At 68.1% G+C, this 24,760-nt stretch carries 24 protein-coding genes; 12 read left to right on the top strand and 12 right to left on the bottom strand.

The genetic code is table 11. The features are described from left to right. Window positions 1-64 precede the first annotated feature (64 nt). Together ABD206_RS10135 and ABD206_RS10130 are read left to right on the top strand one after the other, a co-directional pair. Window positions 65-1,159, top strand: coding sequence for a DUF998 domain-containing protein (locus ABD206_RS10135; protein WP_344072128.1), 1,095 nt, complete (start codon window positions 65-67; stop codon window positions 1,157-1,159). Continuing rightward, window positions 1,156-2,196 carry a DUF998 domain-containing protein gene (locus ABD206_RS10130; protein ID WP_344072127.1) on the top strand — a complete coding sequence of 347 codons (1,041 nt, stop codon included), beginning with the start codon at window positions 1,156-1,158 and terminating at the stop codon, window positions 2,194-2,196. Before ABD206_RS10135 ends, ABD206_RS10130 begins: the two co-directional genes overlap by 4 nt. Here ABD206_RS10130 and ABD206_RS10125 read toward each other — a convergent pair. Further along, a complete protein-coding gene (locus ABD206_RS10125) occupies window positions 2,183-3,478 on the bottom strand; it encodes an ion channel protein (protein WP_344073532.1) in 1,296 nt (431 codons plus the stop codon). The two genes, ABD206_RS10130 and ABD206_RS10125, sit on opposite strands and share 14 nt — an antisense overlap. Before the next feature lie 32 nt (window positions 3,479-3,510). Here ABD206_RS10125 and ABD206_RS10120 point away from each other — a divergent pair, with 32 nt between their 5' ends. Together ABD206_RS10120 and ABD206_RS10115 are read left to right on the top strand one after the other, a co-directional pair. After that, window positions 3,511-4,296 carry a potassium channel family protein gene (locus ABD206_RS10120; protein ID WP_344072126.1) on the top strand — a complete coding sequence of 262 codons (786 nt, stop codon included), beginning with the start codon at window positions 3,511-3,513 and terminating at the stop codon, window positions 4,294-4,296. After that, window positions 4,293-5,396 carry an AI-2E family transporter gene (locus ABD206_RS10115; RefSeq protein WP_344072124.1) on the top strand — a complete coding sequence of 368 codons (1,104 nt, stop codon included), beginning with the start codon at window positions 4,293-4,295 and terminating at the stop codon, window positions 5,394-5,396. The genes ABD206_RS10120 and ABD206_RS10115 overlap by 4 nt, the downstream gene beginning before the upstream one ends. Here ABD206_RS10115 and ABD206_RS10110 read toward each other — a convergent pair. From ABD206_RS10110 to ABD206_RS10100, 3 genes are read right to left on the bottom strand one after another with little or no spacing between them, the layout of a single operon-like run. Next, window positions 5,389-5,736, bottom strand: a complete 348-nt coding sequence (locus ABD206_RS10110; RefSeq protein ID WP_344072122.1) for an SHOCT domain-containing protein — start codon at window positions 5,734-5,736, stop codon at window positions 5,389-5,391. The two genes, ABD206_RS10115 and ABD206_RS10110, sit on opposite strands and share 8 nt — an antisense overlap. A 17-nt stretch (window positions 5,737-5,753) precedes the next feature. Continuing rightward, the gene (locus ABD206_RS10105) at window positions 5,754-6,182 is read right to left on the bottom strand and encodes a DUF6325 family protein (protein ID WP_344072120.1); all 429 of its coding nucleotides are present in this window, start codon (window positions 6,180-6,182) and stop codon (window positions 5,754-5,756) included. A 21-nt stretch (window positions 6,183-6,203) separates the two neighbouring features. After that, window positions 6,204-6,875: a GAP family protein gene (locus tag ABD206_RS10100; RefSeq protein ID WP_344072117.1), complete on the bottom strand. Its 672-nt coding sequence runs from the start codon at window positions 6,873-6,875 to the stop codon at window positions 6,204-6,206. Between the two features lie 110 nt (window positions 6,876-6,985). Here ABD206_RS10100 and ABD206_RS10095 point away from each other — a divergent pair, with 110 nt between their 5' ends. Both ABD206_RS10095 and ABD206_RS10090 read left to right on the top strand, forming a co-directional pair. Beyond that, the gene (locus ABD206_RS10095) at window positions 6,986-8,209 is read left to right on the top strand and encodes a glycosyltransferase (RefSeq protein ID WP_425561191.1); all 1,224 of its coding nucleotides are present in this window, start codon (window positions 6,986-6,988) and stop codon (window positions 8,207-8,209) included. A gap of 4 nt (window positions 8,210-8,213) precedes the next feature. Further along, window positions 8,214-9,413 (top strand): glycosyltransferase, encoded by a 1,200-nt coding sequence (locus tag ABD206_RS10090; RefSeq protein WP_344072115.1) that lies wholly within the window; start codon window positions 8,214-8,216, stop codon window positions 9,411-9,413. Window positions 9,414-9,416: 3 nt separating this feature from the next. Here ABD206_RS10090 and ABD206_RS10085 read toward each other — a convergent pair whose 3' ends face one another. Next, window positions 9,417-9,674: a hypothetical protein gene (locus tag ABD206_RS10085; protein ID WP_344072113.1), complete on the bottom strand. Its 258-nt coding sequence runs from the start codon at window positions 9,672-9,674 to the stop codon at window positions 9,417-9,419. Between the two features lie 93 nt (window positions 9,675-9,767). Here ABD206_RS10085 and ABD206_RS10080 point away from each other — a divergent pair, with 93 nt between their 5' ends. After that, window positions 9,768-10,742: a GlxA family transcriptional regulator gene (locus ABD206_RS10080; RefSeq protein WP_344072110.1), complete on the top strand. Its 975-nt coding sequence runs from the start codon at window positions 9,768-9,770 to the stop codon at window positions 10,740-10,742. A 136-nt stretch (window positions 10,743-10,878) separates the two neighbouring features. Beyond that, window positions 10,879-11,505 (top strand): hypothetical protein, encoded by a 627-nt coding sequence (locus ABD206_RS10075; RefSeq protein WP_344072107.1) that lies wholly within the window; start codon window positions 10,879-10,881, stop codon window positions 11,503-11,505. A gap of 15 nt (window positions 11,506-11,520) precedes the next feature. Here the strand turns inward: ABD206_RS10075 and ABD206_RS10070 are convergent, their stop codons facing one another. Then, the gene (locus ABD206_RS10070) at window positions 11,521-12,756 is read right to left on the bottom strand and encodes a DUF2254 domain-containing protein (RefSeq protein WP_344072105.1); all 1,236 of its coding nucleotides are present in this window, start codon (window positions 12,754-12,756) and stop codon (window positions 11,521-11,523) included. 166 nt (window positions 12,757-12,922) lie between these two features. Between ABD206_RS10070 and ABD206_RS10065 the strand changes: the two genes are divergently transcribed. Beyond that, the gene (locus ABD206_RS10065; RefSeq protein WP_344072103.1) at window positions 12,923-15,136 is read left to right on the top strand and encodes an ATP-dependent Clp protease ATP-binding subunit; all 2,214 of its coding nucleotides are present in this window, start codon (window positions 12,923-12,925) and stop codon (window positions 15,134-15,136) included. A 73-nt stretch (window positions 15,137-15,209) separates the two neighbouring features. Here the strand turns inward: ABD206_RS10065 and ABD206_RS10060 are convergent, their stop codons facing one another. Beyond that, complete coding sequence (locus ABD206_RS10060; protein ID WP_344072101.1) at window positions 15,210-15,776, bottom strand: nitroreductase family protein; 567 nt, start codon at window positions 15,774-15,776, stop codon at window positions 15,210-15,212. A gap of 207 nt (window positions 15,777-15,983) precedes the next feature. Here ABD206_RS10060 and rraA point away from each other — a divergent pair, with 207 nt between their 5' ends. Beyond that, on the top strand, window positions 15,984-16,457 hold the full coding sequence (rraA, locus tag ABD206_RS10055; RefSeq protein ID WP_344072099.1) for a ribonuclease E activity regulator RraA: 474 nt from the start codon (window positions 15,984-15,986) through the stop codon (window positions 16,455-16,457). 99 nt (window positions 16,458-16,556) lie between these two features. Here the strand turns inward: rraA and ABD206_RS10050 are convergent, their stop codons facing one another. Genes ABD206_RS10050 through ABD206_RS10040 form a run of 3 tightly spaced genes read right to left on the bottom strand, consistent with a single transcriptional unit; the run spans window position 16,557 to window position 19,895 of the window. Then, window positions 16,557-17,642: an ABC transporter permease gene (locus ABD206_RS10050; protein ID WP_344072097.1), complete on the bottom strand. Its 1,086-nt coding sequence runs from the start codon at window positions 17,640-17,642 to the stop codon at window positions 16,557-16,559. Then, window positions 17,639-18,523 (bottom strand): ABC transporter ATP-binding protein, encoded by an 885-nt coding sequence (locus tag ABD206_RS10045; protein WP_344072095.1) that lies wholly within the window; start codon window positions 18,521-18,523, stop codon window positions 17,639-17,641. The genes ABD206_RS10050 and ABD206_RS10045 overlap by 4 nt, the downstream gene beginning before the upstream one ends. 7 nt (window positions 18,524-18,530) lie before the next feature. Continuing rightward, entirely contained in the window at window positions 18,531-19,895 is a 1,365-nt protein-coding gene (locus tag ABD206_RS10040) for a glucose-6-phosphate dehydrogenase (protein WP_344072093.1), read from the bottom strand. 186 nt (window positions 19,896-20,081) lie between these two features. On the opposite strand from ABD206_RS10040, the gene ABD206_RS10035 reads away from it, so the two are divergent. Both ABD206_RS10035 and ABD206_RS10030 read left to right on the top strand, forming a co-directional pair. Further along, window positions 20,082-21,437 carry a lytic polysaccharide monooxygenase gene (locus ABD206_RS10035; RefSeq protein ID WP_344072091.1) on the top strand — a complete coding sequence of 452 codons (1,356 nt, stop codon included), beginning with the start codon at window positions 20,082-20,084 and terminating at the stop codon, window positions 21,435-21,437. 51 nt (window positions 21,438-21,488) lie between these two features. After that, on the top strand, window positions 21,489-23,282 hold the full coding sequence (locus ABD206_RS10030; protein ID WP_344072089.1) for a glycoside hydrolase family 15 protein: 1,794 nt from the start codon (window positions 21,489-21,491) through the stop codon (window positions 23,280-23,282). Between the two features lie 3 nt (window positions 23,283-23,285). Here ABD206_RS10030 and ABD206_RS10025 read toward each other — a convergent pair whose 3' ends face one another. Together ABD206_RS10025 and ABD206_RS10020 are read right to left on the bottom strand one after the other, a co-directional pair. Then, complete coding sequence (locus tag ABD206_RS10025) at window positions 23,286-23,816, bottom strand: nitroreductase/quinone reductase family protein (RefSeq protein ID WP_344072087.1); 531 nt, start codon at window positions 23,814-23,816, stop codon at window positions 23,286-23,288. A gap of 92 nt (window positions 23,817-23,908) precedes the next feature. After that, window positions 23,909-24,754 (bottom strand): exodeoxyribonuclease III, encoded by an 846-nt coding sequence (locus tag ABD206_RS10020; protein WP_344072085.1) that lies wholly within the window; start codon window positions 24,752-24,754, stop codon window positions 23,909-23,911. Window positions 24,755-24,760 lie beyond the last annotated feature (6 nt).

Genomic DNA, 24,760 nt, shown 5'->3' with positions numbered 1-24,760 from the left:
CGTTCACCTCGCCGTCCCCGACCGGCTCTCGCCCCGCGGCACCCGCGGGGACTACTGTCGTGCCGTGACGGAGAATCCGCGTGCATCAGCCCGGGCGATGACGGCGTCCGTCCGCAGCGCCGGGCAGCGCACCCTCGAATCCCTGGCGCTGGCCCTCGGCGCGATCGCCTTCGTGGTGGTCGGTCTCATTGCGATCCCGGTCTTCGGACTGGACGATGCTCCGATCGCCGGCGAAGGGTCGGTCGGGCAATTCGCGGCGATCTCGTCGGGCGCGACGGCGCTGGTGGCCTTCGGAGCCGGCCGCGGCGTCGCGTTCCTCCGCTCGGGTGAGAAGCGATTCGGTCTGTTCGACTACGTGGATGCCGCGGCCCTGGCCCTCGCCCATGGCATCATCGCCGTGCTCTCGTGGACGCTGTTGGCTGTCATCCTCGATCGCGCCTTCATCGACGCGCAGGTCTTCGCGCTTCCTGTGCTGGTGCTCTCAGGGACGGCGGCGGCTGTCACCGCCTATCTCGTGTTCGCATCGGCGACCCACCTCGACGCCTCGCTGCTGGCGCTCATCCTCGCCGCGTTCCTCGGCGAAGGCATCCTCGCCGCGATGCTCACCGCGAACGACCCGCACTGGTGGCGCGACAACCTCTCGGCGCTCGGGATGACCGAGGACATGTCGGGGATGACGTTCAACATCACGCTGATCCTGGGCGGCTTCCTCGTGACCACCCTCGCCCGGTACGCCACCCGCGGCATCCCGACGACGCATGTGCGCGGCATCCTCGCGGTACGGATCTGCCTCATCGTGATCGGGGTGTTCCTCGCGTGCGTCGGCATCTTCCCGGTCAACCAGTTCTGGGCGTTGCACACCGGATCCGCCGCCGGCATGGCTGTCACCTTCGGCGTGCTCGTTGTGATGCTGCGTCACTGGGTGCCCGGTATCCCGGCGACCTTCGCGTTGCTGGGGTGGATCTTCTTCGGCGTCCTCGTGGTGCTCGGCATCGAGTACGCGATCGGCTACTACACCCTGACCGCCGTGGAGCTGGTCGGAGCCGTGCTGCTGTTCGCGTGGATCGTCATGTTCATCCGCAACATCGCGGCCCTGCAGTCCGACGCAGCGCCCGGCCTGCGTGAGGGCGCTCCCCCTGCGCTAGCCTCGGTGCCGTGAGTCAGACCACCGCGTCCCCCACCACCGCGTCCCCTTCGCACGCCCGCGATCTCGAGTCGCTGGGGCTCGCCGCGGGATCGGTCGCTTTCATCGTGGCCGGCATCCTTTCGGTCTTGGTCTTCCAGCTCGACGACGCGCCGATCTCGGGCGAAGGATCGGTCGGACAGTTCGCCGCGATCACCTCTGCCGTGACCGCGGCGATCGTCTTCGTCGCCGGCCGCATCATCCTCGGCGTCCGCGAGGGATCCCGGCGCTTGCGGGTCGTGGATGTGATCGACATCGCGGCACTCGCCTTCGCCCACGCCGTGATCGCCCTCCTGTCCTGGACGCTCATCGCCGTCATCATGCAGGACGCCTTCCTGGATGCGCAGGTCTACACGATCTTCGTGATCGTGCTCCCGGCGGCCGCGGCAGCTGTCACCGCATACCTCGTCTTCGCCTCGGCGACGAACCTTGATCTGCTGCTGCTGGCCGTGATCCTGGCCGGCTTCCTCATCGAGGGGGTCGTCGCGAGCATGCTCACCGCAAGCGACCCGCACTGGTGGAAGGACAACCTCTCGGCGCTCGGAATGACGAACGACCTGTCGGCGATGACCTTCAATCTGACGCTCATCGTCGCCGGCGTCATCGTCACGACGCTCTCGCGGTATACGACCGCGCAGATCCCGTCGCCGCACGTGCGCGGGCTCCGGCTCGTGCGGCTGTGTCTGATCCTGGTGGGTCTGTTCCTGGCCTGTGTCGGGATCTTTCCCGTCGATCAGTTCTTCTGGGTGCACACCGGCTTCGCCTCGGGCATGGCCGTCGTGTTCGGTGTGCTGGTCATGCGCCTGGCGCACTGGATTCCCGGGATGCCGCGACCGTTCATTGCGCTCGGCTGGCTGTTCATCGCCGTGATCGTCGTGCTCGCGATCTTCTTCGCCGTCGGCTACTACACGCTCACCGCGGTCGAGCTGGTCGCCGGTGTCCTCGTCTTCAGCTGGATCATCCTGTTCATCCGCAACGCCGCCGCTCTCCAGTCCGACACTACGTCGTCGTAGCTGCAGGCGCCGGAGCGGGCGACGGGGAGGGATCCTCGATGACCATCTCGGGGGCGCGGGCGACGACGAGCCAGGCCGGCAGGATCGCGATGCACATCACGATCAGCACGCCGATGTCGCCCACGATCGCCACCGCGATGAACAGGGCGATCCACCCGTCCCGAGCGACCGCGAGCGTGAAGCCGAGGACGCCGCTGGCGAGAGCCAGCCCGAGCGGAATCGCGGGAACGAGGGTGTTCGCGAGCAGCCCGAACGCGATGCCCAAGAAGATCGCCGGGAAGATGCGCCCACCGCGAAAGCCGAAGGATGCCGCCACCACGAGGGCCGCCAGCTTGATCGCCACGATGACTATGAGGGAGGAGACGCCGATCGTGCCGGCCATCGAGATCAGCTCTGCGCCCTGCTCCAGCCCTTTGAACAGTGTCAGCGGCCCGCCCAGCGCACCCAGCGCACCCAGGATGACGCCGCCGGCCAGCGACAGGACGAACGGGTTCGGCATCCGGCGCAGCAGCGGGTGCAGCGCACGGAACGCGAAGACGCCGACGAGCGCGACGGCAGCACCGAGACACGCGATGACGGCTGCCGAGACGACGTCGATGAGTTGCGGGTTCGTGTAGGGGGCGATGCGGGCGACCGCCCCGATGCCGCCTCCGAGAAGAATGCTGGTGGCCGCGCCCGCCGTGGCCGCCACCAGGGGCAGGAACAGCTTGTCCCACAGGGCACCGGCACCGGCGGCCAGCGCGCCGGTGAACACGAGCGCCGCCGCGACGGGGGTGCCGAACAGGGCGCCGATCGTGCCGGCGGCGGTGAGGATGACCGTCAGCGGCGTCGGGATGGCGGGCCACAGCTTCGCGACCATCCACACCGCGAGCGCGGTGTTGATCGCGATGATGGGGCTCTCGGGGCCGAGGCTCACGCCGCCGATGAGTGTCAGCAGGATGACGACGATGATGCTCGGCACCGCGCGGATCGACTGGGGCGGGGCGATCAGCTCGACGGTCGCCGAGTCCTGTCCACCGTGGCCGGGCATTTTCCACACCGTGAGACCGACGAGCGCCCCGGTGAGGGTGAGGACGCCGAAGATCCACCAGGGGGAGTCGCCGTCGAGCCCGAACAGCCCAGGCAGACTCGTCCACACGAGGTGGGTGCCGAGATGCGCGACCTGATCGATGCCCCACAGCAGCAGACCCGAGAGCAGACCGATGAGCGCCGCGGGGATGCTGAGGGCGATCAGAGTTCGCCTGCTGCGGGCGAAACTCCAGGCATCCGGGTTGTCGGACATACGGGTCACGATAGTTCAGTAGCCTCTGTTGCATGAACGAAGAGCGTTGGGAGAAGCTCACCTATTGGCCGCTCGTGGTCGCTTCTGCGGCGTTCATCATCGCCTACTCCTGGCAGGTGATCGCCGACCTGCGAGGGCCGCTCAGCGCGCTCATGGGCTCGGTCATGGGCATCACGTGGATCATTTTCGCCGCGGACTATGTGATCTGCCTGCTCATCGCCCGACACAAGCTCACCTGGTTCCGCACCCACATCTTCGATCTGCTCGTCGTCCTGCTGCCCTTCCTGCGACCGCTGCGCCTGCTCAAGGCGCTGACGGTCGTGCAGACGCGGGTCTCGAAGGGGCAGGCGCTGCGCACCCGCGTCATCTGGTACGCCGGGGGAACCGTCGCGGTGCTCGTCTGGGTCTGCTCGCTCGCCGTGCTCGCTGCGGAGCGCGGCGCACCCGGCGCGAACATCCAGGACTTCAGCGAATCGCTGTGGTGGTCGTTCGTGACGATCACCACGGTCGGCTACGGCGACTACTACCCGGTGACGGGCATGGGGCGGCTGGTGGCGATCTTCCTCATGGCCGGCGGTATCGGCATCGTCGGCGTCGTGACGGCGACCACCGCCTCCTGGATCGTCGAGAAGGCCGCTGCGGGGGACGATGACGCCGAGACGGCGACCCGCGGGCAGATCCGCAGTCTCGCCGCCCAGATCAGCGACATCGTCCAGAATCTGCCACAGCCGACTCAGGGTGGCGCGGAGACAGGCGCGGGTTCGAACGCTCCGGCGGCGGCCGCTGATGTCGGCGCAGGAGAGTCGGCGAAGCAATGACCTTATCCCCGATGCTGCGGGTTCTCGGCGGCTTGGCCGCTGCCGTCGTCGTCCTCGTCGGCCTGTCGTGGGCGAGCGAGATCGTCGGGCCGATAGCCCTGGCCGCCGTGCTCGTGATCATCTGTCATCCGCTGCATCGACCGCTCCAGCGCTGGGGCTGGCCGCGATGGGCAGCGACCACCGCCGTCATCATCGTGGCGTACGTGATCCTCGCGGTCATGGCGCTGCTGCTCTACTTCGCCGGCGTCCAGTTCGCCCACCTCGTGGTCGACTACCTGCCCGAGTTGCAGGCCACCGCAGACGAGGTCATCGCGTGGCTCGCCTCGACGGGGCTGTCGGAGCAGGCGACGCGGGCGGCGGCATCCGTTCTCGCCCCCGAGAAGCTCGTGACGGTCGCCACATCGCTGACCGGCACGATCGTCGGCGTGGTGATCAGCCTCTTCTTCGTCGTGTCGTACGTCATCTTCATGGCGGCGGATGCCGCGCGATACAGCCACGTGCGGGAGGTCTTCGGATCCGCGGTCGACAGCACCCTCGCACGCATGCGCGCGTTCACGGTCGGCACCCGGCGGTACTACATCGTCAACGCGATCTTCGGTGCGATCGTGGCGATCATCGACGGCATCGCGCTCGCCGCGGTCGGGGTGCCCGCGCCCGTCGTCTGGGCGATCCTCGCGTTCGTGACCAACTTCGTCCCGAACATCGGGTTCATCCTCGGGCTCATCCCGCCCGCGGTGCTGGCACTGGTGGTCGGCGGATGGCCGCTGTTCCTCGTCGTGATCGCGATTTACTGCGTCGCCAACGTCGTGCTCCAGGTCCTGATCCAGCCGAAGTTCGTCGCCGATGCGGTGGATCTCAGCCTCACGCTGAGCTTCTTCTCGGTGATCTTCTGGACCTTCATCATCGGACCGCTCGGCGCCATCCTCTCGATTCCGCTCACCCTGCTCGTGCGCGCACTCGTCCTCGAGGCCGATCCGAACGCGCATCTGCTGCGCTGGCTGACCGGAAAGTCGGCCGCGCCACCGCCGTCGGCCGAGGCGGACCCGAATGCGGGCGGCCCCGACGATGCCGGTGGCCAGACCGAGCCCGAGGTCAGCTGAGCAGCTTCGCCTTCGCGGCCGCGAACTCTGCGTCATCCAGCAGGCCCGCGTCCTTGAGAGCAGCGAGCTTCTGGAGCTCGGCCACGACGTCGACCGCCGGGGCTGCCGCGGGGGCAGGGGCGGCGGGCTCGGCAGGCATCTGCTGGGCGACCGCCTGCTGAGCGGCGGCCTGCATCTGGGCCTGCTGCTGGGCCGCCTGGTACTGCTCCTGCTCGTACTGGGCCTGCGCCTTGCGCTGGCGGTTGGCGGCCATGCCGCCCGAGACCGCACTGGCGGTTCCGGCCACGACGGCCGTGCGGGCGGCGAGGCCGATCAGGCCGGGGCGTCCCATTCTGCGCATCTGCTTCTTCCTTCTTCTCAGGCCTCGTCGGCCAGGTCCATGATCGCGTTGACGACCGGTGCGGGGATCCGCTCGGTGCTGAGGACGACGCCGCCCGAGGCGGCGAGCTTCGCAGCGAGGTTGCGTGCGAACACCAGCTCGAGTGCCACGACCGCGGCCGAGGTGCCCGGCTCGATGAGCTCGGCGAGCTCTGCGATGTCCTCGTCGCCGGCGATGCCGATCTCCGCCAGTTCGATGCCGCCGAATCCATACTCGTCGGTCTCATCTTCGATTTCGGTGACCGTCACCTCACCGAGCGCTGACTTCGAGACGATCACGAAGTCGAGCAGGCGGAAAAGCCCGCCCTCGAGCAGGTCGGCCAGCGCCGCGATCGTCGCCGGCGAGGGACGGTCGCCCTCGAGCCCGACGAGGTAGAGCTCGACCGGGCCGTAGCGGAAGTCAGCCATGAGTGTCCTTTCGAGAGGGAATCAGAGTGCCGCGATGCCCTTGCCGATGACCACGACGCCGAGCACGAGCAGCACCACGCCCATGATGACGGCGTTCTCCCGCTCGAGCCACCCCCGCAGGGCATCTAACGGGTGACGCAAAGGTTTCTCAGCGACCAGGAACGCCACGACCGGCACCAGGATCGTGGATGCCGCCACGAGCGTGTACAGCAGGATCGCCCAGATCCCGCCGGCGACCGACATCGAACCCAGACCGAACTGGATGCCCGACTCGGCCCCGAGGATGAGGTTCTTCGGGTTGACCGCCGCCAGCAGCACGCCGAGGCCCAGCGCATCCCAGAACCCGAGCCGATCGAGTGCCTGCATCCACGTGGGCAGTGTCGGTGGTCCGCCGGCGCGGGCGTGCGCGCGGAACTGACGAACCGCCAGTAGCACCAGCAGCGCACCGAGCGCCAGGTGGATGATCGCCTGCACGGGCCGTGTTCCCCCGACCGACGGGGTGGGAAGCACCGTCGCGATGATCATGAAGACGATGACGGCGGTGAGGATGCCGATGATCCAGCCGATCAAGAACCCGACGCTCGCGCTGCGGGCCTTCGGTGCCAGCAGCAGCAGGATCGCGGCGATGATCGGGAGCGGGCTCAGCGCGATGCCCAAGGCCAGGGGCAGGACATGCCCGAGCGCGGCTTCCATTCGGTCCTCCCGGCGCGTGCGACCCTCTGAGGGTACAGTGGAGTCCGCGCGGACCCCGGTGCGCCATACCTTCCGCATATGACCACCGAGACAGGGAGAAGACCGCACTCGTGACCGACTCGGCCGATATCCCCGGCTCGCCGGAGGGCACTCCCGCCGAAGGCGCGGACCGCCTCACGATCCTGATCGGCGCCGACACCTTCTTCCCCGATGTCAACGGTGCCGCCCGCTTCGGCGAGCGACTCGCAGCCGGGCTCGTCGCCCGCGGACACGACGTCCACGTCATGGCTCCGAGCAAGACCTGGGCCCAGCACGGCGAGTTCCGAGAGGTGATCGAAGGCGAGGAGATGACGGTCCACCGCATCCACTCGTACCGCTGGTATCCGCACGACTGGCTGCGTTTCATCCTGCCGTGGCGCTCCAAGCACTACGCGCGGAAGGTGCTCGACCGGGTGCGACCCGACGTCGTCCACATCCAGTCCCACATCGTCATCGGTCGGGGGCTCTCACGCATCGCGCACGAACGCGGTATTCCCGTCATCGCCACCAACCATGTGATGCCGGAGAACATCCTCGATTTCACGGCCCTTCCGACGTCCTGGAACGACACCGTCGTGCGCTGGGCGTGGGCGGACGCGAAGCGCACCTTCACCCTCACCCGCGCCGTGACCACGCCGACCCGGCGCGCCGCGGACTACCTCGAGAAGACGATCGACATCCACAACGTCATCCCGATCAGTTGCGGCATCGACCAGTCGAACTACACGCCCGATCTCACACCCCGCGACGCGAACCGCGTGCTGTTCGTCGGGCGCCTCACGACCGAGAAGCAGATCGACGTCGTGCTGAGGGCTCTCACGAAACTCGATCCCGCGCTCGAGGTCACGATGGACATCGTGGGCGGCGGCGACCAGCGCCGCACCCTCGAGACCCTCGCCGATGAGCTCGGGCTTGCGGGCCGAGTCAGGTTCCACGGGCACACCTCGGAGGAGGACCTGCGGGCGTTCTACTCGCGAGCCTCGGTCTTCGCGATCGCCTCGATCGCCGAACTGCAGTCGATCGCCACGATGGAGGCGATGGCCTCGGGCCTCCCCATCGTCGCCGCCAACGCCGTGGCGCTGCCGCACCTCGTGCACAACGGCGAGAACGGGTACCTGTTTGAGCCCGGTGACGTCGACGAACTCGCCGCGCGCCTGACCGATGTGCTCACGGCGACGCCCGAGGAGCGGGTGCGCATGCAGAAGGCGTCGCTGAAGGCGGTGTCGATGCACGACATCGGCCGGACGCTCGACACGTTCGAAGCCCTCTACCGCAACGAGCCCCTGCCGGAGTAGTCCCGTGCACATCGTGATGTTCGGCGATCAGCACGTCGAGACCCTCGGGGGAGCGCAGGTGTCGATGCGCCTGCAGCGGGCTTTCCTCGAGCGTGCCGGCCACACCGTGACGATCGTTGCGCCCCGCCGCCACGGCCCCCGCGCGCACACCGGCGCGAACGACCCCGGCTATCTCGATCTCCCCTCGGTCCCGGTGACCCTGGACCGCGAGTATGCGATGACCTGGCCGGGCGCACGGGCAGAGAGGGTGCTGGATGCCGAGATGGCCACGCGTCCGCCGGTGGACGTCGTTCACGTGCAGGGCGACTTCTGGGGGGCCTTCCTGGGCCTGCGCTTTGCCGAGCGGCACGGGCTCCCCGTCGTGATCACGATGCACAACCGCGTGGATGTCGGCATCCGGGCCGTCGCGCCGGCGCCGGGTCTCGTCCTGCGTGGGCTCAATCGGTGGGGCCGGCATGTGTTGGGCGAGACCAACACGCAGGGGAAGGACGGCTGGGCGTATCTGCGTCTGCTCGCCTCCCGCGCCGATGCCGTGACGGCGCCCTCGGCGCACTTTGCGCGGCGTCTGGAGGAGCATCGGGTCTTCGAGCACGTCGACATCATCTGGAACGGGATCGATGACGACGCGTACCGGGCTGTCCTCGACAAGCCGCAGACCGAGCGGACCTCTCGACGACCGCGACTGGTGTGGGTCGGCCGTATGAGTCCCGAGAAGCGCCTCCTTCCGTTCCTCGAGGCCGTTGTCGCGTCGGGCATCGACGTCGACATCGAGGTCATCGGCAACGGCGCTCAGCGCGCGGCGGCGCAACGCGTGGCCGAGCGGGCACAGGCATCCGTGTACTTCCTCGGGTCTTTGCCCTACCGCGAGACCCTGCGGCGCATCCGCGCGGCCGATGCTCTGGTGCAGACCTCGATCGGCTTCGAGACGCAGGGGATGACGATTTTCGAGGCCGCGTCTGTCGGGACCCCCTCGATCGTGTGTGATCCGGATCTGGTCGCCGAACTGGGATCAGGGACATGGCCGGTAGCCGATGACTCGGTCGCGGCGCTCGCTGAGGCCCTGCGCGCCGCGACCGCCGACATCCAACGCGGCTGCGCACCGCAGCCGGCCGCCGACATCGCCGCGCGCTTCCAGCAGTCTTCGCGCACCCGCGCGATGCTCGAGGTCTACGCCCGGGTCATCCAGTCCCACGCCGCGCGCTGACACCTAGGCGACCTCCCCCGCCGCGAACCCACTGGTTCCTTGCGAACCCACACGTTGCTGACGCAACGAACGTGTGGGTTCGCCAGGAGCGTGTGGGTTCGGCGGCGTGGGGAGGGCGGAGAGGATGCGGGTGGGTTCGGACTGGACGGCTCGGGAGGGGTCGGTGGGTTGGCGGCGGTGACCGTCGCGGAGGATGGCGCGGACGGTTGCGGCGACGGCGGTGAGGGCGAGGGTGGCCAAAAGGATGCTGAAAACGGTCATGGCAGAAACGCTATGGCCGAGTGAAAACCGCCACTAGTGGCAGAAGTGACGTCATGCGTATAATTTCTGCCATCCCCTGGAGAGAGGCGACACATGATCACCACCGTTGCGACGATCGTGCAGCCCGGTTTCTCGCCGTTCGAGTTCGGCCTGGCGTGCGAGGCGTTCGGTCTGGACCGCTCGGGTGACGGCATCCGCAACTTCGACTTCCACATCGTCAGCCCCGAACCTGGGCTGGTGCCGAGCAACCTCGGCTTCTCGATCACGGTCGACGAGGATCTGTCGGTCGCCGAAACCGCGGACCTCGTCATCGCGTCGCCCGTGCCCCGCGCGCTCTGGGATGACCCCGACGAACGCGTGTCCGAGGTCATCCGCGGCGCCGTCGCGCGCGATGCGTGGGTGCTGAGCGTCTGCAGTGGTGCGTTCGTCATCGCCGGAGCGGGCGTCCTCGACGGACGCCGCGCGACCACCCACTGGATGTACGCCGACAAGATGGCCCAGATGTATCCGGATATCGAGGTCGACTCCGACGTCCTCTACGTCCAGGATGGGCGGATCATCACGAGTGCCGGCACCGCCGCCGGACTGGATGCCTGCCTGCACCTGCTGCGCCAGGAGCTCGGCCCCGAGGCGACCAATCGCATCGCCCGCCGCATGGTCGTTCCGCCCCAGCGCGACGGCGGCCAGGCCCAGTTCATCGACAAGCCGATCCCGCTTGCCGCGAGTCAGTCGCTCGCGCCCGTGACCGATTGGATGCTCGCGAACCTGCGCGAGGATCTCACGGTCGACCAACTCGCCGCCCGCGCCCACATGTCGCCGCGCACCTTCGCGCGGCGCTTCAAGGCCGACCTGGGATCGACCCCGGCCGCCTGGCTCGGGCGCCAGCGGGTGTTGCACGCACAGCGTCTCTTGGAGCGCACCGATCTCGGTCTCGACCAGATCGCGTGGGAATGCGGGTTCGGATCGGCTGCGGTCCTCCGCCAGAACTTCGTCCGCGTGCTCGGTGTCACCCCGACCGCCTACCGCTCCCGCTTCTGTGGGGCCGAGGATCTGCCCGAAGCCGTGTGACCCGGCATGACGGCGCGCATACCCTGATGCTTCACCCCGTGGCGCATGAGGGCAACGGGGTGCCACCCCCGTTCGCTACACTCTCGCTCACACGCCGCTCGGCGCGGCATCGGCAGTGCTGGTATCGGGGGTTTGCATGACGAAGAAGATCGTTCTCGCGGGGGGAGGTGCGGCGGCTGCGCTGCTGCTCTTGGCGGGGTGCACCACTCCCACGCCCGAGCCGACCGCGACCACGGAGCCGACCACGTCTCCGAGTGCCACGGTTGCGCCCACAGTCGAGCCCACCTCAGACGCGATCGTGCTCCCGGCGTGCGAGGACATGCTCGACCTCGCGGTCGTGCAGACCAACTTCGGCGCAAATGCGCAGTTCCTGGATGTGGTCGCCGACGGCGACCTCACCTCGCTCCTGCCCGGTCCTGCCGCGCAGACTGCGCTCGATGCGGCCGTGTCCCGTGAAGGCTGCCTGTGGGGCATCCCGAACAGCGATGGTGCTTTCTTCGTCATCGTCGCCGACATCCCGCTGTCGGCGCGCGACACGCTCGTCAGCGCGCTGGGTTCGAGTGATTTCTCCGAGACGGTCATCGGCTCCGCGCCGGCGTTCGTCTGGGAGCGCGATGACGAAATGGGCACCCTCACGACCGTCTACGTGTTCGCCGACCCGATCTGGGTGACCGTCACCGGCGCCGGGACGACGGCCTCGCAGACGGCAATCGCCGAGGACGTCGTGATGGACATGCGAGACCTGTTCCCCGCCATCTCCTGACTGCCCGCTCCCGGTCTACCTCTTCCCAGCCTCTCGCAGGGAGCGGCGGTCGGAGCGGGAGAGCGCCGAGTCTGAACGTCTGCGGGCGGCGGATGCGGCATCGCGGAACGCCGCCCGCTGATCGGGCGCACAGACGCTCGCCAATGCTGCGAGCGTCTTCTGCAGACGGATGCCGACCTCGACGGTGCCGGCGCCGTCGCGTGCGATGGGGCGGAACGCGTCCTCAATGAGATCGCGGAGGGAGACCGGGGTGACGCTCACGTGGGGGAAGGCGATCTCAGGGTCCGGCTCGGTGCTGATGATGACCGTGAAGACGCGCTGGAGTGCGCCGAGCACCTCGATCGCGCTCCCGGGATCGTTCGTCGACGGCGACAGGGCGCGGCTGGCGATCTCTGACAGGGCGATCATGCCGAGACGGGGATCCTGGTCGTAGTCGCGATGACGCGCGATATGGAACGCCTCGGCGATCAGGGCGTGGTCGTCATCTTCGAGCACGCTGCCCGGGCGCACACTCACGGCTGCGAGCGGCGTCGCCGCATCCGCGATCGACCCGGGCATGGCGATGATGTGGACCGCCGCGCCGTGCTCCTGCGCCCATGCGTTCAGACGCGCGAGCTCGATGTGCGTCACGTAGCCGACGCGGTCCGTGTGCACCGGATGCGCGTCGCGCGGCGGTGTCTGAGAGACGCGGGCCCGAAGGCTCGGGTGACGCGCGTACTCCGCGACGGTGTGCTGCGCGGCCTTCTCCACCCGATCGATGACGTCCGCCATGCGACCGAACGGGCCGAGAAAGCCGATCCACCGCAGCAGTGCGACGACGATGAGAGCGATCACGACCAGCGTCCCCGCGAACAGGATGATGCGCCCCTGTTCTCCGTAGTACCCGGTCGACAGTGCCACGATCCCCACGAGCGCGAACACGAAGCCGCCGAGGAACGTGGACAAGACGTTCTGGGAGGTGGGATCGTCCACGAGTAGCTGTGTCGCGCGGGGTGTGGCGACGGTCGAGGCCGACCCATACGCGGTCACCATCGCGGTCAACGAGAACGTCGTCACGGCGAGCATCGATGTCGCCAGCACCTGCAGGATCGTCCCCACCGATCCCTGGCCGAGATCCAGCGGAATGTCCGGGAGGAGAGCGCCGACGATTCCTGCGGCGAGTGCAAGCAGAACGGCGCCGAGGCTGAACAGCGCGGCGCGGAACCAGACGCGCCGCGCCAGTTTCCCGAGGAAGACCCTCGTGTCGCTCATCCGGTCACCAGCATCCTCTCGACGGTATCGGGCGGCCGTGCGTGCGTCGAGCCGGGCGGGCAATCGACGCACGAGAGCATTCCGTGCGGAGGACATTTCTGCTAAACTTGAGCCGTTGTGACTCAAGTTTAAAGACGAGCAACCCGTAGACCAAGGAGAGAACACCATGCCCGCAATGCCGATGGCCGAACAGGAGGAGCAGCACAGCGCCCTCGAGCAGTTCGGCATCAACCTCACCGATCGCGCCCGTCAGGGCAAACTGGACCCCGTCATCGGACGAGACTCCGAGATCCGTCGCATCAGCCAGGTGCTGACCCGGCGCACGAAGAACAACCCCGTCCTCATCGGCGAGCCCGGCGTCGGCAAGACCGCCGTTGTCGAGGGCCTCGCTCAGCGCATCGTCGCAGGCGATGTCGCCGAAAGCCTCCGCGACAAGGAGCTCGTCTCCCTCGACATCTCCGCGCTCGTCGCCGGTGCCATGTACCGCGGCCAGTTCGAAGAGCGTCTCAAGGGCGTCCTCAAGGAGATCACCGAGTCCGACGGGCGCATCATCACCTTCATCGATGAGTTGCACGTGCTCATGGGAGCCGGGGGTGGCGAGGGGTCGGTGGCGGCATCCAACATGCTCAAGCCGATGCTCGCCCGCGGTGAGTTGCGCATGATCGGTGCGACCACCCTCAACGAGTACCGCGAGTTCATCGAGAAGGATGCCGCCCTCGAGCGTCGCTTCCAGCAGGTGTACGTCGGCGAGCCCAATGTGGAAGACACCGTCGCGATCCTCCGCGGCCTGAAGGAGCGCTATGAGGCGCACCACAAGGTCGCGATCTCGGACGGCGCGCTCATCGCCGCCGCGGCCCTCTCGCACCGCTACATCCCCAGCCGCCAGCTGCCCGACAAGGCGATCGACCTGATCGATGAGGCCGCGTCGCGGCTGCGGATGGAAATCGATTCCGCACCGCTGGAGATCGACGAGCTGCGACGTCACGTCGACCGGCTGAAGCTGGAGGAGATGGCGCTCAAGAAGGAGAAGGACGACGCGTCGCGCGAGCGGCTTGCGAAGCTGCGCGAGGACCTCGGCAAGGAAGAGTCCCGGCTCGGCGAGCTGCAGGCGCGGTGGGACCAGGAGCGGTCGGTGCTCAACCGTGTCGGTGAGCTGAAGACGCGTCTGGACTCGGCTCGCATCGACGCGGAGCGGGCACAGCGCGAGGGTAATCTCGAAAAGGCCTCGCGGGCGCTCTACGCCGAAATCCCGGCGCTGGAGCGTGCGCTCCTCGAGGCCGAGCGCGCCGAGAGCTCGGATGACCGGATGGTGGGCGACCAGGTCACCGAGGAGGCCATCGCCGGCGTGATCGCGGCGTGGACCGGCATCCCTGTCGGACGTCTGCTGCAGGGGGAGACCGAGAAGCTCCTCCACCTCGAGGCCGAGCTCGGCAAGCGCCTGATCGGTCAGAAGGATGCCGTGAAGGCCGTCGCAGACGCCGTCCGCCGTTCGCGCGCCGGCATCAGCGACCCGAACCGTCCGACCGGTTCGTTCATGTTCCTCGGCCCGACGGGCGTCGGCAAGACCGAGCTGGCCAAAGCCCTTGCCGAGTTCCTCTTCGACGACGAGCACGCCATGGTGCGCATCGACATGTCGGAGTACGGCGAGAAGCACTCGGTCGCGCGTTTGGTCGGTGCCCCTCCGGGATACATCGGCTTCGAGCAGGGCGGACAGCTCACCGAAGCGGTGCGCCGCCGTCCCTACAGTGTCGTGCTGCTGGATGAGGTCGAGAAGGCGCACCCCGAGGTCTTCGACGTGCTACTGCAGGTCATGGATGACGGTCGCCTGACCGATGGTCAGGGACGGACCGTGGACTTCACGAACACCATCCTCATCCTCACCTCGAACCTCGGTTCGCCGATCCTCATCGACCCGACGATCCCGCTCGAACAGAAGCGGGAGCAGGTGCAGCTGTTGGTGCGCCAGGCGTTCAAGCCGGAGTTCATCAACCGCCTCGATGACATCGTCATCTTCCAGGCGCTGACCGAGGATGACCTCGCGCAGATCGTCGAGCTGTCGGTGGACCACTTGCAGCGTCGGCTGCGGGAGCGTCGGCTCGTGCTCGCCGTCACGCCGGATGCCCGGTCGTGGCTGGCCGAGCGCGGCTACGACCCGATGTTCGGGGCCAGGCCGCTGCGCCGGCTCATCCAGTCCGAGATCCAGGATCGCCTCGCGATGGCGCTCCTGTCGGGCGGGGTGCGAGACGGTGATGTCGTGCGGGTGGATGTCGCGGTCGACGGCTCCGGTCTGGCGCTGACCAGCCAGGGACCTGCCGCGGCGCCCGCGCCGCAGCCGGGCGAGGACGACGGCGTGATCGAAGCCGAGCTCATCGACGAGTGAGCGCGAAAAGCCCGCCCTGCCGAGTCTTTCGGCAGGGCGGGCTTTGTTGTGCCGGTATCGCGCGGGTGTGAGCTCAGGCGTAGACGAGGACCGCGTCGGCGAGGGGGCGACGGGTGCGGGGCGTGGCCTCGCGCTGCTGCAGCTCGTCGGATGCCGCATCCACATCGCCGAACGCGCCGATGGCCACGACGGTGAGGGGCTGCATCGTGGCGGGGAGGTCGAACTCGTTGGCGAGCGCGGCTGCCTCGAATCCACCCATCTGGTGAGTTGCGAGCCCGTCGGCGTTGGCCTGGATCGTGAAGTGCGCCGCGGCCTGTCCGGTGTCGTAGGCGGCCCAGGGGAGGGCGACTCCGTCGCGTTCGGTCTCGGCGACGAAGATGACGAGCGCGCCGGCGTCCGCCGCCCAGGTGGAGTTGAAGCCCTTGAGGGTGGCTGCGATACGAGCGAACGCGTCGCTGCCGCGGCGCGCGACGATTGCGTGCCAGGGCTGGCTGTTCGCTGCCGAGGGCGCCCAGCGCGCGGCCTCGAGCGCGTTGTTCAGCGCTGTGTCATCGATCGGCGCGTCCGCATCGAAGACACGGGTGCTGTATCGGGTCGCGAGGATCTCGTGGATCGCGGTGGTGCCGGTTGTGGTGCTCATTGAGGGTCTCCCTGCGCGTGATGCTGATCTTCCCAGGGCAACGCTGACCTGCTTCATGCAACAGCATGGATTGCGAGGCTATTCCCCCGCTGTGAGGACGCCATGGGTCAGAGCACAGGCCACGGATCTTTCGGCGGAGAGAACTCCTCGCGAACTTCTGCGGGCGTTCCACCCCGGCGGGCGCAACCCGCTGCGTAGCGTTAACGCATGACGATAGCGACGGCCGACCTCTACGACGAGCGTGGCGACGAGCTCGCCTCCCTTTCGCTGCAGCTGCGCGACCTCGGCGGGCGCCGAGCATTCGACGGGCCAGTGCGGACGGTCCGCTGCTTCCGCGACAACGCCCTGGTCAAGCAGACGCTGAACACCCCCGGCGCAGGTGCTGTCCTCGTCGTCGACGGCGGAGGGTCGCTGGAGTCCGCGCTTGTCGGGGACCTCATCGCCGGATCCGCCGTCGAGAACGGGTGGGCGGGCATCATCGTCAACGGCGTCGTGCGCGATACAGAGGCGTTGGCGGGCCTTTCGATCGGCATCAAGGCGCTGGGCACCAACCCGCGCAAGAGCGCCAAGGCCGGAGTGGGCGACGTCGATGTGCCCGTGACCATCGCAGACGTCACGTTCATCCCCGGTCGCCACGTGTGGGCCGATGCCGACGGCATCCTCGTCGAGCGCGCGCCCTGATCGCCCAGTTGCACCTCGCTCAGCCGAGTTGCACCTCGCTCAGCCGAGTTGCACCTCGCTCAGCCGAGTTGCACCTCGCTCAGCCGAGTTGCACGTCGCTCAGCGCTTGAGGGCGTCGCGCCAGCGAACCCGCGCGCCCATACGCAGCACGGAGTTCTCGTAGATCCGCGCGCCGATGGCGACCGCGGCCGCACACGTGGCGATGAGGATCACGAGCGAGACGATCGGCTCCCACCACTGCGCCTCCCCCGTGAAGATGCGCACCGGCATCCCGACGGGTGCCGAGAACGGCACATACGACATGATCGCGAGCACGAGCGGGTTGTCGTGGGCGAAGATCACGAGGAAGTACGGGATGAGGATCAGCATCGTCAGCGGCGTCGTCGTCGCGCCGACATCCTCCTGACGCGAGACCAGCGCCCCGGCGGCCGCGAACAGCGAGGCGAGCAGGATGAATCCGAACAGGAAGAACACGGCGAACCACGCGATGGCAGGTCCGATGCCGTCGAGCGCGACGGACTGTCCCGTCACCGAGACCCCGAGCACCCCGATTGCGGCCATCGCGATGATCTGCGCCATCGCAAGCACCGTATTGCCGAGCACTTTGCCCGCCAGCAGAGCTCGCGTGGGGATCGCCGAGATCAGCAGCTCGACGACGCGGGTCTGCTTCTCTTCGACGACGCTCTGCGCGATCGTGCCGCCGAAGACGGATGCTGCGAGCAGGAACACGATCCCGAACGCGATCGAGACGATGTACTGGGCGATGTCGTCACCCGGTGCGGGGTCGAGCAGCGTCACCGTCGGGAAGGTGCCGAGCGCCAGGATCAGTTGCTGCGGAGCGGATTCCGTCGCGATCACGCTCACGCCGACCGGCGACGATGAGTCGGGGACCACGGCGGCATCGACCGTTCCACTCTCGACGAGGGCAGTGGCGGCATCCGGATTCGGCGCTTCTGTGACCGAGACGTTCGGGATGGCGCTGACTTCGGCGGACGTGTCGGATGTCACGGCGACGGACGTGGTGAGGACCGTCTGCGCCTGGAAGCCGCCCCAGACGACCGCGGCGAGAGCTCCAAGCAGCAGGATCGCCGTCGAGATGACGAAGACCTTGCTGCGCAGTTTCGACCCGATCTCCCGGCGGGCGACGAGTCCCACCGCGCGAACGGCAGACGGCGAGGGGCTCATCGGATCACCTCCCGGAAGATATCGGCCAGGGTGGGTTGGACACGGGTGAAGCGCGACACCGGCCCGCGGGCGAGCGCCTCGCGCAGCACCGCCTGGGCGGCGTCGGGCGTCTCGGCATCGAACGAGACGCCATCCGTCGCTCCGGTCGCAACGGTGATTCCGGGCAGGCTCCCGATCCACTCGGTCGCCGTGGCCGTTGACAGCTCGTACCGGTGGGAGGCGTGCTCGGCGCGCAGCGCATCGCGTGAACCGGATGCGCGGATCGTGCCCCCGGCGATGATGACGAGGTCATCGCACAGGCGCTCCACGACATCGAGCTGGTGCGAGGAGAACAGCACCGCGGCTCCCGCGGCGGCCCGCTCGTGGAGGACACCGGCCACGACATCCACGGCGAGAGGGTCCAAACCCGAGAAGGGTTCGTCGAGGATCAGCACCTCGGGCTCGTGTACGAGCGCGGCGGCGATCTGCGCACGCTGCTGATTTCCGAGGGAGAGCGCCTCAACCATGTCGTTCATCCGCTCGCCGAGCCCGAGCCGCTCCAGCAGCGCGGTGGCCCGCCGGGTCGCATCCGTGTGCGAGAAGCCGTGCAGCTTCGCCAGGTAGACGATGTGCTCACGCACTTTCATCTTCGGGTACAGGCCGCGTTCCTCGGGCATGTAGCCGAAGCGGCGGCGATCAGCTGCCGCGACGGGCGCACCATGAAGGGTGACGCTGCCGGAATCCTTCGCGAGCACACCCAGAACGATGCGCATCGTGGTCGTCTTGCCGGCGCCGTTTCCGCCGACGAATCCGGTCAGGCGTCCGTCGGCGACAGCGAAGCTCACCTCGTCGAGCGCTCGCCGGTCGCCGTAGCTCTTGGTGACCTCCGTGAGCTGCAGCACCGCGCTCCTAGTTGTCCGCCCAGCCCTCGGGGCCTGCGGACCCCGCTGCGTAGTCCTGCAGCGGCACCTCGTTCTTGGCCCAGGCATCGAGCACTGGCTGAACGATGCGCCAGCACTGCTCGGCGGCATCACCGCGCACCGACAGGGTGGCATCACCGTCGAGGATGCCCTGCAGAACTTCGGCGTAGGCCTTGAGCGCGCCGGCGCCGAGATCGGCACTCAGCGATTCCTTGCGGAGCTCGAACTCGTCGCCGCCGTCGTTCATGTTCAGCTCGAGCGACATGCGGTCGGGGCCCAGCTCGAACGTCAGGGTGGTGCCATCCGTCGAGCCGGTGAATCCGGTGGGCACATGGCGGACCGGCTTGAAGCGCAGCTGGATGTGTCGGCGCGGCGCGCCGATCGCCTTGCCCGAACGCAACGTGATGGGCACTCCCGCCCAGCGCTCGGTGGCGACCTCGAAGGTGACCTCGGCAAGGGTCTCGGTGTTGTTCTCGGGGACGACGCCGTGCTCTTCGGTGTACGAGGGGAGCTGGCGTCCATCGATGGTCCCGGCGGTGTAGCGTCCGCGGCGCGAGCTGGTGATCGGGTCGTCATTCCACACGTGCGTGGCGCGCAGCGCGGCGGTCGTGGCATCCCGCAGGTCCTGCTCGGACAGCGTCGCGGGCGGCTCCATGGCGACGACGGCCATCACCTGCAGCAGATGGCTCTGGATCATGTCGCGCAGGGCGCCGGCCTTGTCGTAGTAGCGCGCGCGGCCCTCGAGCCCCAACTGCTCGTCGTAGCAGATGAGGATCGATTCGATGTGCTCGCCCTTCCACACGGGTTCCAGCACCCGGTTCGCGAAGCGCACGCCGAGCACGTTGAGGGTCATGGAGCGTCCGAGGAAGTGGTCGACCCGGAAGACCTGATTCTCGGGGAGGAGCTTCGCGAGCACCTCGTTCAGCTCGTGTGCGGATGCCTGGCTCGTCCCGAACGGCTTCTCGAGCGCGATGACCGTTCCTTCAGGAAGGTCGATCTTGGTCATCGCTTCGCACGATGCCGCGGCGATCGCGGGCGGCACCGCGAAGTAGAGCGCGGGGGCGGGACCGACCATCGCGAACAGGGAGGTGAGCTCGCTGGGATCGGTGATGTCGAGCTTGTGATACGTCGTGTCCTTGACGCGGTCGTACGCGGCATCCGCGTTCATCTCGTCGAAGGCCCGTCGCACCGTCGTGCGCCACCGCTCGTCATCCCAATCGTCGACGCCCGCGCCGAACAGACGCACCTCTCGATCCGGCTCGATCGTGAGCAGCTGGCCGAGAGCGGGAAGCAGCAAGCGCGAGGTGAGGTCACCGGAAGCGCCGAAGATCACCATGGTCGTTGCGTCAGACATGCCACCCACCCTAGCGAGCGGTGATGGTCACAGGGAGGCGTCCGGGGGACCCGCGCGGATGGCACGAGCTGCCTGTGCACAGGTCGGGTGGGTCCTCGCAATCCGTGCGACATCAGCGACCGATATAAGTGTCCCGATAGTGGTCGCGCATTCTCCGGCGACCTCGCTCCCGTGAAAGGACGTCTCGTGCGCCGTATCCGCGTATCGCTCGCCTCCCTCGCCACCGCCGGACTCGTCGCCGCGCTGCTGGTCGCCGCGCCGTCGGCCGCGAGCGGCCACGGCTACGTTTCGGGCGACGTCGTTGCCCGGGCGGCCGCGTCACAGAACACGAATCGCGGCACCGTGGCATACGAACCGCAATCACTCGAGGGTCCGAAGGGATTCCCCGAGGGCGGTCCCGCGGATGGCCAGCTCGCCTCAGCTGGCGGATTGTTCGGCGGGACGCTCGACGAGCAGTCGGAAGACCGGTGGTGGAAGAACGAGGTGACCACCGGCGATCTCACGATCACCTGGACGTTCACGGCGGCGCACCGTACGTCGGAGTTCCGGTACTACATCACGACGCCTGGATGGGACGCCAACGATCCTCTGGACCGCGGTGACTTCGTGCTGCTCGCAACGGTGCCGCACGACGGGTCGGCGGCGTCCACCAATCCCAGCCACACGGTCACGATCCCGGCCGACTACTCGGGCTATCACGTGATCTATGCCGTCTGGGACATCGCGGACACCTCCAACGCGTTCTACAACACGATCGATCTCTCCATCACGCCCGCCGACGGTTCTCCCACTCCCACCCCCACGGTGGAGCCGACTCCAGAGCCGACCGAAAGCGAAGAACCCGCGGTTGCTGCAGTCACGGGCCTGCACATCATGGAGCGGTCGGATACGACGATGCAACTGATGTGGACGTCGTCGGCAGACGCCGCGTCGTACCGCGTTTCACGCACAGCGCCGAACGGGACGGTCACGACCGGATCGACCACGGCGACGATGTTCGACGACAGTGGCCTCTCCGCATCCACGACGTACACGTATCGAGTCTGGGCGGTGGCTTCGGACGGCACGCTGAGCGACCCGGCGACGGTCACGGGAACGACCTCCGCGGCACCGGTCGACGAGGAATCCTCGGCGTCGTACCCGACATGGAGCTCGACCGCCGCGTACACGCGTGGGGACGTGGTCGAATACGGCGGCGTCGTCTACCAGGCGGTGCAGTCGTATCAGGGCGTCGGCGACCCGAATTGGATCACAGCCCTCGCACTCTGGACGCCGGTGACGGACACCCCGGCTCCCGCTGACTCGCCGGCGCCTGAGCCCACGACCAGCCCCGAACCCGAGCCGACGGTCGAGCCAGAGCCAGAGCCAGAGCCGGAGCCGACCGTCCCGCCGACGATGATCCCCGTGTGGGACCCTCGTGGCACGTACGCCGCAGGCGACCAGGTCACGTGGCAGGGCACGACCTACGTGGCCGTGCAGGGCTACGCGGGCTACGGCGACCCGAACTGGATCACCGCGTTGTCCCTGTGGCGCCCCCTGTAGGGCTCACTGCGCCAGACGGACGCCGTGCCCGGAACCTGACAGAATCGGCCCATGGCTGCCCCCATCGAGGACTATGCGATCCTCAGCAACTGTCGCACCGCCGCGCTGGTCTCCCGCGAGGGGAGTATCGACTGGCTCTGCCTGCCGCGCTACGACTCGGCATCCATCTTCGGTTCTCTCCTCGGCGACGAACACCACGGGCACTGGACACTCCGGGCGAGTGATCCGGATGCCACGTCGACGCGCTCGTACGAGAAAGACACGTTCATCCTCGTCACCCGGTGGGAGACCTCCACCGGCGTCGCAGAGGTACAGGAGTTCATGCCCGTCGACGGCGGTCGGGTGGAACTCATCCGCCGCGTCGTCGGCATCGAGGGCACGGTCGAGTTCACGAGCAGCCTGCGGATGCGATTCGACTACGCCCGCGCGCTGCCGTGGATGCGCCAGGTCGGCAGCATCATCACTCCGGGTCTGTTGGGGGTGGCCGGTCCCGATGCGGTGCTCGTCCGCGGTGTCGAGATGGCCGCCGACGACCGCGTGCACCGGGGCAGCTTCACCGTCGAGGCCGGCCGTGGCCGCGACCTGACCCTCAGTTGGTATCCCTCGCACGAAGAGTCACCGGAGCCCGGGGATGTGGACCGGATGCTGTCGCACAGCCGCCAGTGGTGGGACGACTGGGCCGGCCGCGTCGACCATGACGGACCCTTCGAAGAACAAGTCGTGCGCTCGCTCATGGTGCTCCGGGCGCTCACACACGAGGACACCGGCGGCATTGTCGCCGCGGCCACGACGTCGCTTCCCGAGCAGTTCGGGGGCGAACGGAACTGGGACTACCGCTACGTCTGGCTGCGCGACGCGGCACTGACGATCGAGGCGCTCATCTCCCACGGCTTCCTTCGCGTGACCGAGCGCTGGCGCAGCTGGCTGCTGCGGGCGATCGCGGGAGATCCGGCCCAGCTGCAGATCATGTACGGCATCTCGGGTGAGCGTGACCTGCACGAGCGCGAACTCGAGTCCCTCCCCGGATACCAGGGCGCGGCGCCCGTGCGCATCGGAAACGGCGCGGTCACCCAGTACCAGGGCGATGTCATCGGCGAGGTGATGGTGGCTCTGGAGTCCGCGCGCATGGCGGGGCTCGAAGAGACCGAGACCTCGTGGGCGCTGCAGTGTGCCCTGCTCACCGGGGTGGAGGCGAACCTGGATCGGCCCGACAACGGCATTTGGGAGATCCGTGGCGAACCTCGTACCTTCACCCACTCGCGCGCGATGGCGTGGGCGGCGTTCGACCGCGGCGCGCGGGCGGTGCGCGAGCACGGCTTGGAGGGCCCGGTGGAGCGCTGGGAAGAGCTGCGCGACCAGGTCCGTGCCGAGATCGAGGCGCAGGGCGTCCACCCCGAAGGCGGCTACTTCGTGCAGTACTTCGGCGGCACCGAAGTGGATGCCTCTCTCCTTCTGCTCGCCCAGGTCGGATTCGTGGAGCATGACGACCCGCGCATGCTCGCCACCGTCGCCGAGATGGAGCGCACGCTCATGGTCGACGGACTTCTCCAGCGCTACCGCACGACATCGGGCGTCGATGGGCTGGCAGGCACGGAGAACCCGTTCCTGGCCTGCTCGTTCTGGTTGGTCGAGCAGTACGCCGGCAGCGGTCGCGTCGAGGAGGGCACCGCGCTCATGGAGCGGCTCTGCAGCTTCGCGAACGACCTGGGACTGCTGTCGGAGGAGTACTCCGTGACGGAGGGCCGTCAGGCCGGGAACACGCCGCAAGCGTTGTCGCACCTCGCGCTGGTGCGTGCCGCCGACGCGCTCGGCGGCCACACGGGACGCGCGGCGCACCGCAGATAGGGATCAGCCCTCGACGGGGGCGGGCTCCTCGGGCAGGGTGGCGTCCTCGATCACGCCCGCGTCGTGCAGGCGTACGGCGTCTTCGAGCTTGAAGAACTTCACGACCTGCTCCTGGTCGCTCGCGAGGATCGTGTCCGCGATGGGGACGATCTCGATCTGATCCACCCGGTGCCGCTCGCCGTCGATGCGCAGCACCGCCTCGCCGGCGGCCATCGCGTTCTTGGCCCACGCGGTGTCGCGGCCGTACACCAGGGCCACGCTCCAACCTTCGTCGTCGCGGACCGGCGAGATCGGCGTCTCGTAGGCGGCTCCGCTCGTGCGACCGATCGTCTCGATCACCGCCGTGCGCTGTCCCGGAGTCCCGGCGTTCTTCAGGACCTCGGGGTTCAGGTAGTCGCGCTGGATCTCGGTGAACTTCTTCAGGAACCTCGGGTCCCGCGAGCGCATCTTCGTGACGAAGAAGGAGGCGGCGACGGCCGCCGCTGCGGCGGCGAGTCCGGTGAGGGTGAGCAGGACGACGAGGATGCGCTTCATGGGAGGGCTCCAACCGGTGGCCGTGGATTGTGACCACGCTACGGGCCGAACCCGTCGTGACGGAAGGGCTCGTCGGTGACAGGGAGGGGAGGTCAGCCGAAGATCATCGGCAGATCGTCGTCGGCCTCGCCGTCCGCGAGATCCATGTCGACGACGACGGGTACGTGGTCGCTCGGGCCTTCGCCCTTGCGCTCGTCCCGGTGGATGGCGGCAGCGGTCACGGCATCCGCGACCGCGCGCGAGCCGAGGATGAAGTCGATCCGCAGACCCTCGTTGCGGGGGAAGCGCAGCTGCTTGTAGTCCCAGTACGTGAAACCGGTGGGAACGAGCGGACGGACGACGTCGCTGAGTCCCGCGGCCTCGAGGGCCGCGAACGCGTCGCGCTCGGGCGCCGAGACGTGCGTCGAGACGCCCTCGATGATCGTGGGGTCGCCGTTGTCGGCATCCGTGGGCGCGATGTTGAAGTCGCCGACCAGGGCGAGCGGGAGGTCGGGCTGGGTGGCGAGGATCGCGTGGGTGTACCCGCGGAGGGCCTCGAGCCAGCGCAGTTTGTAGGCGTAGTGCGGGTCATCCAACCCGCGCCCGTTGGGCACGTAGAGGCTCCAGACCTTCACCCCGTCGATCAGCCCCCCGATCGCGCGGGCCTCGAGCGGAGCATCCGGCCCGTTGTGGCCCTTGGCGAAGCCGGGCATGCCGGGGAACGAGGTCTCGACCTCGGTGATCGGCGAGCGGCTGGCGATCGCGACGCCGTTCCACTGGGAGATGCCGTGGGCCTCGACGTGGAAGCCGGCCGCTTCGAACTTCTCGAGCGGGAACTGCTCGACCTTGCACTTGATCTCCTGCATCGCGAGCACATCGATGTCTTCGCGCACGGCGAAGTCGACGATCCGGTCGACACGGGCACGGACCGAATTGACATTCCACGTGGCCAGGCGCATGGGCTC

The organism is Microbacterium sediminicola, from assembly GCF_039531125.1.
Taxonomy (GTDB): domain Bacteria; phylum Actinomycetota; class Actinomycetes; order Actinomycetales; family Microbacteriaceae; genus Microbacterium; species Microbacterium sediminicola.
Note: the sequence above shows the minus strand (reverse complement) of the source record. Positions and strands in the feature narration are given on the sequence as shown.